The 5,600-nt window shown below is 43.8% G+C and carries 5 protein-coding genes and 1 pseudogene; 3 read left to right on the top strand and 3 right to left on the bottom strand.

Features of this window, described 5'->3' with window-relative positions; genetic code table 11:
• A pseudogene (locus tag DW657_RS18740) lies at positions 1-170 on the bottom strand (peptidase S51); the annotation flags it as partial.
• A gap of 157 nt (positions 171-327) precedes the next feature.
• Positions 328-792, bottom strand: coding sequence for a transcription elongation factor GreA (greA, locus tag DW657_RS16485; protein WP_089544955.1), 465 nt, complete (start codon positions 790-792; stop codon positions 328-330).
• A gap of 240 nt (positions 793-1,032) precedes the next feature.
• Between greA and DW657_RS16480 the strand changes: the two genes are divergently transcribed.
• Positions 1,033-2,634: a PepSY domain-containing protein gene (locus tag DW657_RS16480; protein WP_118313475.1), complete on the top strand. Its 1,602-nt coding sequence runs from the start codon at positions 1,033-1,035 to the stop codon at positions 2,632-2,634.
• Here DW657_RS16480 and DW657_RS16475 read toward each other — a convergent pair.
• The gene (locus DW657_RS16475) at positions 2,579-3,733 is read right to left on the bottom strand and encodes a 5-methyltetrahydropteroyltriglutamate--homocysteine S-methyltransferase (protein ID WP_118313474.1); all 1,155 of its coding nucleotides are present in this window, start codon (positions 3,731-3,733) and stop codon (positions 2,579-2,581) included. The two genes, DW657_RS16480 and DW657_RS16475, sit on opposite strands and share 56 nt — an antisense overlap.
• Positions 3,734-3,981: 248 nt before the next feature.
• Between DW657_RS16475 and DW657_RS16470 the strand changes: the two genes are divergently transcribed.
• Together DW657_RS16470 and DW657_RS16465 are read left to right on the top strand one after the other, a co-directional pair.
• The gene (locus DW657_RS16470; RefSeq protein ID WP_089544952.1) at positions 3,982-4,476 is read left to right on the top strand and encodes an Lrp/AsnC family transcriptional regulator; all 495 of its coding nucleotides are present in this window, start codon (positions 3,982-3,984) and stop codon (positions 4,474-4,476) included.
• Between the two features lie 44 nt (positions 4,477-4,520).
• Positions 4,521-5,219, top strand: coding sequence for a M15 family metallopeptidase (locus DW657_RS16465; protein WP_118313473.1), 699 nt, complete (start codon positions 4,521-4,523; stop codon positions 5,217-5,219).
• Positions 5,220-5,600 lie beyond the last annotated feature (381 nt).

Here is a 5,600-nt window from a genome sequence, read left to right as displayed (position 1 = left end):
TATTGGATGATAGTTGCGGATTTTAGGAATAATTTTCGAGCCGAGCCGACATAACCGGTGTAGCCTTCACGCAGTGAAGCTGTTGGAATAAATGCGACTTTCTTATTTTCAATTTCTTCCTTTATCAGACTTCCTACACTTGAAAAGTGCGAACATAAAAATAATTTCATCAATATTCTCCTTTATAAATTTCGATTTGTATAACAGTAGTCTAACACACGTTGTTTAAAAATACTACAGCCAAGCCAATGTAAATAGGGACTTATAAAAAAGGAAGAGGGTGTGTCAAAAGTCCAAGAAACACCCTCTTTCCTTTTAAATAATACATTATAACTCAACGCTATCCAGGCGGAATTTCAGCAAACCGGCTGGTACCTTTACCATTACCTCATCACCAGCCTTCTTACCCAGAAGGGCCTTGGCGATAGGCGACTTGATAGAGATTTTTCCACTATGCAAATCAGCCTCATGCGGATTTACGATAACATAACTCATGCTGCACTTGTTGGCGAGATTGGTAATCTTAATCTTGCTCAACAAGCCAACGGTATCACTCTTCAATCGAGACTTGTCGATGACACGGGCATTCTCCAAAACCTTCTGCTTGAAGCTGATGCGGCTCAACAGTTTGCCCTGCTCACGCTTGGCAGCATGATACTCGAAATTCTCACTGAGGTCACCCTTGTCGCGAGCCTCAGCAATCGCATCGCGAACTGCTGGCAACTCTACGTTTACCATGTGTTGAAGTTCAGCCACGAGCTCATCGTAGCCTTCTTGAGACATATATTCCATTTTTCCTTGTTTTCTAGTTTCTTATTGTTCTTAATGAATGATGATTTTTTATTCGGGGTGCAAAGTTACTAGTAAATCACGAAATCACCAAACTTTTTTAGTGAAAAAGTGAAGAAACTAAAGATTAGCAAAGACTGAAGCATTCCAAATCATTATTTTTGGGTATTGCAGAAGTAAATAGATATTCTTACCTTTGCAACCCATTTAGTAGAAAACAACAATGTTTATTAGAAAACAACAATGAGAGAAAAAAAGAAGAAACGTTTTACATGGAAGAAATACCATCGTTGGTTCGGACTTGTACTGTCTGTCTTTATGTTGGTATTCTGCGTATCAGGTATCATTTTAAATCATCGCCAGCTATTCGCCGGTTGTGAAGTAAGCAGAAGTCTGATGCCATCGGCTTATCATATCAAGAATTTCAACAACGGCATCATCAAGGGTTCTATCAAGATCAATCACCGCATCAGCAAAACTCCAAGTGATTCCATCCTGGCGTATGGTTATGGTGGCATCTGGCTTACGGATGCAGAGATGAAAAGCTGGAAAGACTTTAACAAGGGATTACCCAAGAACGTGGATGGCAGGAATATCCGCAACATGGTACAGACGAAAAACGGAGAAATCTGGTGTGCAGCCATGATGGATGTATATCGCTTCGACGGAAAGGAATGGAAGATGTTTCCGCTCGCAGATAATGAAGAGCGTATCGCCGACATTACATTGACCAAAGATAGCACAAGCATCATCGCCATGACCCGTTCTGCCGTTTATGAAATATCCGGAAAGAAGACGGATGCAGCCAACGAAAAGAGGGATGCTATCAGCGAAAAGACGAATGTTACCCGCAAAATCATCGGTCAACCGGAAGGTTTTGTTCCGGAAGTTACCCTTTTCAAGACCGTTTGGAACCTACATAGCGGTGCTTTCTTCGGATTAGCCGGAAGATTGGTGGTGGATGCCATCGCCATCGTGCTCATCATCTTGTCGATTACAGGCATCATCCTCTTCATTCTTCCTTACCGTATCCGCCGACAGAAGAGATTACAGGCAAGAGAAAGAATGATGAAGCTTGGCAAACAGATGGTTTTCAATGCGAAATGGCATAACAAGCTGGGATATGCCACCATCATCCTTACGCTCTGGCTAGCGATAACAGGAATGTGTCTCCGACCACCTTTGATGATACCTCTGGCAATGAACAAAACCACAGAAAAGGTGAAGGATGGAAATGTCTGGCACGATAAACTTCGCGCCATCCGATGGAATGCAGCAGAGGGCAACTGGCTGGTTTCTACCTCAGAAGGTTTTCTTCGAGTAGATGAGCATTTCTGCCAAAAACCGGTTTTATTGGATAAGAAGCAATCGCCAAAGATAAGTCCGATGGGAGTGAATGTTTTCGAAAGCGATGGCAAAGGTGGCTGGCTGATAGGATCATTCAGCGGTATGTTCCGTTGGAATCCGGAAAAGAATCTGATTGTGGATTATTTCACAGGGAAAGCCAACCAAGGAAAATCGATGATTCCGATTTCCAGTTCTTTGGTCAGCGGTTATTCCAAGGATTTCTTCGGAGAAAAAGAAGTGATTTTCGATTATAGCAAAGGGGCGAACTTAGGTGAAACAGCATCTACCCCAGAGTTGCTTTCTGCCACCCCAATGTCACTTTGGAATGTGGCTTTAGAGCTTCACGTAGGTAGATGCTATTCTCCATTCTTAGGTCCCCTTTCCGACCTCTTCGTCTTTATCTCCGGTTTGCTGATAACGCTGGTTTTGCTATCCGGCTATATCATTCTGCATCGGAGAAAGAAGAAGAGCCCCAAACTTCCTCGGAAATCTCTCTAACCAGATCTATCTTTGCCCATTGCTCAGCATCGGTCAGTTTATTGCCGATTTCACAAGAGGCGAAACCGCATTGAGGACTGAGGCTTAAGCGATTGAGAGGAACATACTTGGCAGCTTCGTGGATTCTGGCGATAACCGTAGCCTTATCCTCCAACACAGGAGATTTAGAGGTTACCAAACCCAGAACCACCTTCTTGCCATCTGCCACATACTTCAAAGGCTCGAAACCACCCGAACGCTCGTCATCATACTCCAGATAGAAGGTATCTACATCTTCTTGAGCGAAAAGATAAGGAGCTACGGCATCATAGGCACCCTTGGTGGCATAGCAGGAATGATAATTGCCTCGGCATACGTGGGTATTGATAGTCAATCCTTCTGGCTTGCCCTCGATGGCAAGGTTGTTCACCTTCAGATATTGCAGGGCTTCCTGCTCAAGGGTGAACCCGTTGCCCACCTTGGCCTTCCAGTAATCGCTATCCACAATCATTCCCCAGGTGCAGTCATCGAGCTGGATGGTGCGGCAACCGGCTGCATAAATCTCCTGGAAGAAGGTGCGATAAGCCTGGGCAATATCCTCTATCAACTGGGTGGTGTTAGGATAGAACTTGCGGGTGTTCTCGGCATTCTTGCCACGGAACAGTTCGGCTAGAAACTGTGCAGGCGCAGGAACCGTCTGCTTTGCCTCGAAGATATACTCGCCCTTGGCATCCAACTCCTCAAACTGCTTCACAAACAGGAAATCCTTGATAAAAGGATGATTCTCACCGGTAATCTTGCCGGTCAGTTGGATAGAACCCTTGGTTGTCTCCTCGCCATGAAACTGATAGCCATGCTCCAGTTCGATATGCTCCACGCCATTGAATCCCCACATAAAGTCGAGATGCCAATAGCTGCGGCGGAACTCGCCATCGGTGATATAAGGCAGGCGATGCGCCTTCTGCTGCTTGATGACCTCAGTAATCAGACGGTCTTCGATGCAGCGAAGGTCGGTGGCAGAAATCTTGCCATCAGCAAACTTGGCTCTTGCTTCTTTCAACTCTGCAGGACGCAAATAGCTGCCCACTGCCTCAAAATGTATATTTCTTACGTTGCTCATTATTTTATCTCCTATATTTTTTAATGATGAATGACTCTTAATTTGCCATTATCAGATGATGAACGGCTCTTTGCATCCGGAATTGCGAGTGCAAAGGTAAGAAGAAGAATTTTATCTGCCAAATATTCTTCGTAATTCAGAAAAATATGCTATCTTTGCAGTGAATTTGGCAAATCAGCAGAATATTATTCTGCAAGAAACGCTAAAAGGAGAAACAAAGAAACTATAAAACAGAAAGAAAAGGAACAATGGCTACAGAAGAAAATCTCGATGAAATCGATATCAAGATACTCAAGTTGTTGCAGCAGAACTCCCGACTCACCGTGAAGGAACTTGCCGCAAGAGTACATCTCTCCCCTTCTCCTACCTTCGAACGGCAGAAGCGATTGGAGCGAGAGGGATACATCCAGCGATATGGAGCGATAGTGGATCATCACAAGATGGGACACAACGTGATTGTGCTCTGCAATATCCGATTGAAGCAGCACACCCACGACTTGATTCAGCAATTCATGGATACCGTGCAAACCATCGACCAGATAACGGAATGCTACAACACCACCGGTGATTACGATTTCCAAATAAAGGTGTATGCCCGGGACATGAAGGATTATCAGGACTTCATGCTCAACACCCTGGGAAATATCGACTGCATAGGAAGTCTCCATAGCATCATCGTAATTGGCGAAATCAAGGATTCGCATTATATCCCTGTGAATCAAAATAAGGAGAAGAGAAATTAAATCAAGAAAGAATGAAAGAGAATAAATATTAAGAAGAAAGAATTATGTTTTGGAAAAAGATCATCATCCTATACCTTGCTCTCCCCATACTTTTCTGCCTTCCATCCAAGGCACAGAAGCCAGGAGAAATCGTCAGCGAGCAAACCATCAGAAAACTTGGAGAGAAGCATTTCTTCTCCATCTCACCTATCCCTGACCCCATCTTCCATCTGATGCTAGGAAAGACGTATAAGAAGAATTGCACCGTGGCAAGAAGCGAACTGCGATACCTGAGATGCCTGCATGTGGATAAGGACGGCAGAAACATCGTAGGTGAAATGGTGGTAAACAAGGCGATAGCGGCAGATGTGCTCGATATTCTCAAAAAGCTCTACGAGGCGAAATATCCGATAGAGCGAATGAGACTCATCGACTACTGGGATGCCGATGACGAGAGGGCGATGAGGGACAACAACTCCTCCAGCTTCAACTTCCGCTTCATCTCACATACCAAGACCGTTTCAAAGCATGGCAAGGGACTTGCCGTTGACATCAATACACTCTATAACCCTTATCACAAGCGGCTGAAGAATGGCAAGGAAGTGGTAGAGCCAGCTACGGCACGACCTTATCTCGACCGTAGCAAGCACCATACTTACATGATCAGAAAGGGCGATTTATGCTACCGGCTCTTCAAGGAGAAAGGGTTCCGATGGGGTGGCGACTGGAAACATAGCAAGGATTACCAGCACTTCGAGAAATAAGAACACAAGAAGGCTATGCTGTCGTTGCTTGAGATTCTGCAACAAATAGCATAGCCCTTTATTGTCTAACTGCACTCAATTACCTAACTGTACCAAACAGAATTATAATCTCTGCGGTCATCTTCCTCATTATAGAGGTTCTCATACTCAAGGTTCATTGCCTCGAATTTTTCCTGTGTCTGTTTCATGATAGCCCCTCCTATTACTTTAAGTTAATAAATTCGTTTCTATCTTTTGTATATGCAAAAATAGCAAAAAAATGAATCGATGCTGTCAACTATTCAGAAAACTTTTGTATTTTTGCATCAGAAAGCCATATTTGGCGACATTAAGAACAATTAGAATGAAGAAATAATGAATATGAACTATAATAATAAAAAT

It is taken from the genome of Prevotella sp. AM23-5 (assembly GCF_003473645.1).
GTDB lineage: Bacteria > Bacteroidota > Bacteroidia > Bacteroidales > Bacteroidaceae > Prevotella > Prevotella copri_A.
Note: the sequence above shows the minus strand (reverse complement) of the source record. Positions and strands in the feature narration are given on the sequence as shown.

Bases quoted from the DNA above. Each gene is read 5' to 3' on its own strand.
- DW657_RS16470 (WP_089544952.1), top strand. From the start codon at position 3,982: ATGGCTACAGAAGAAAATCTCGATGAAATCGATATCAAGATACTCAAG.
- greA (WP_089544955.1), bottom strand. From the start codon at position 792: ATGGAATATATGTCTCAAGAAGGCTACGATGAGCTCGTGGCTGAACTT.
- DW657_RS16465 (WP_118313473.1), top strand. From the start codon at position 4,521: ATGTTTTGGAAAAAGATCATCATCCTATACCTTGCTCTCCCCATACTT.
- DW657_RS16480 (WP_118313475.1), top strand. From the start codon at position 1,033: ATGAGAGAAAAAAAGAAGAAACGTTTTACATGGAAGAAATACCATCGT.
- DW657_RS16475 (WP_118313474.1), bottom strand. From the start codon at position 3,733: ATGAGCAACGTAAGAAATATACATTTTGAGGCAGTGGGCAGCTATTTG.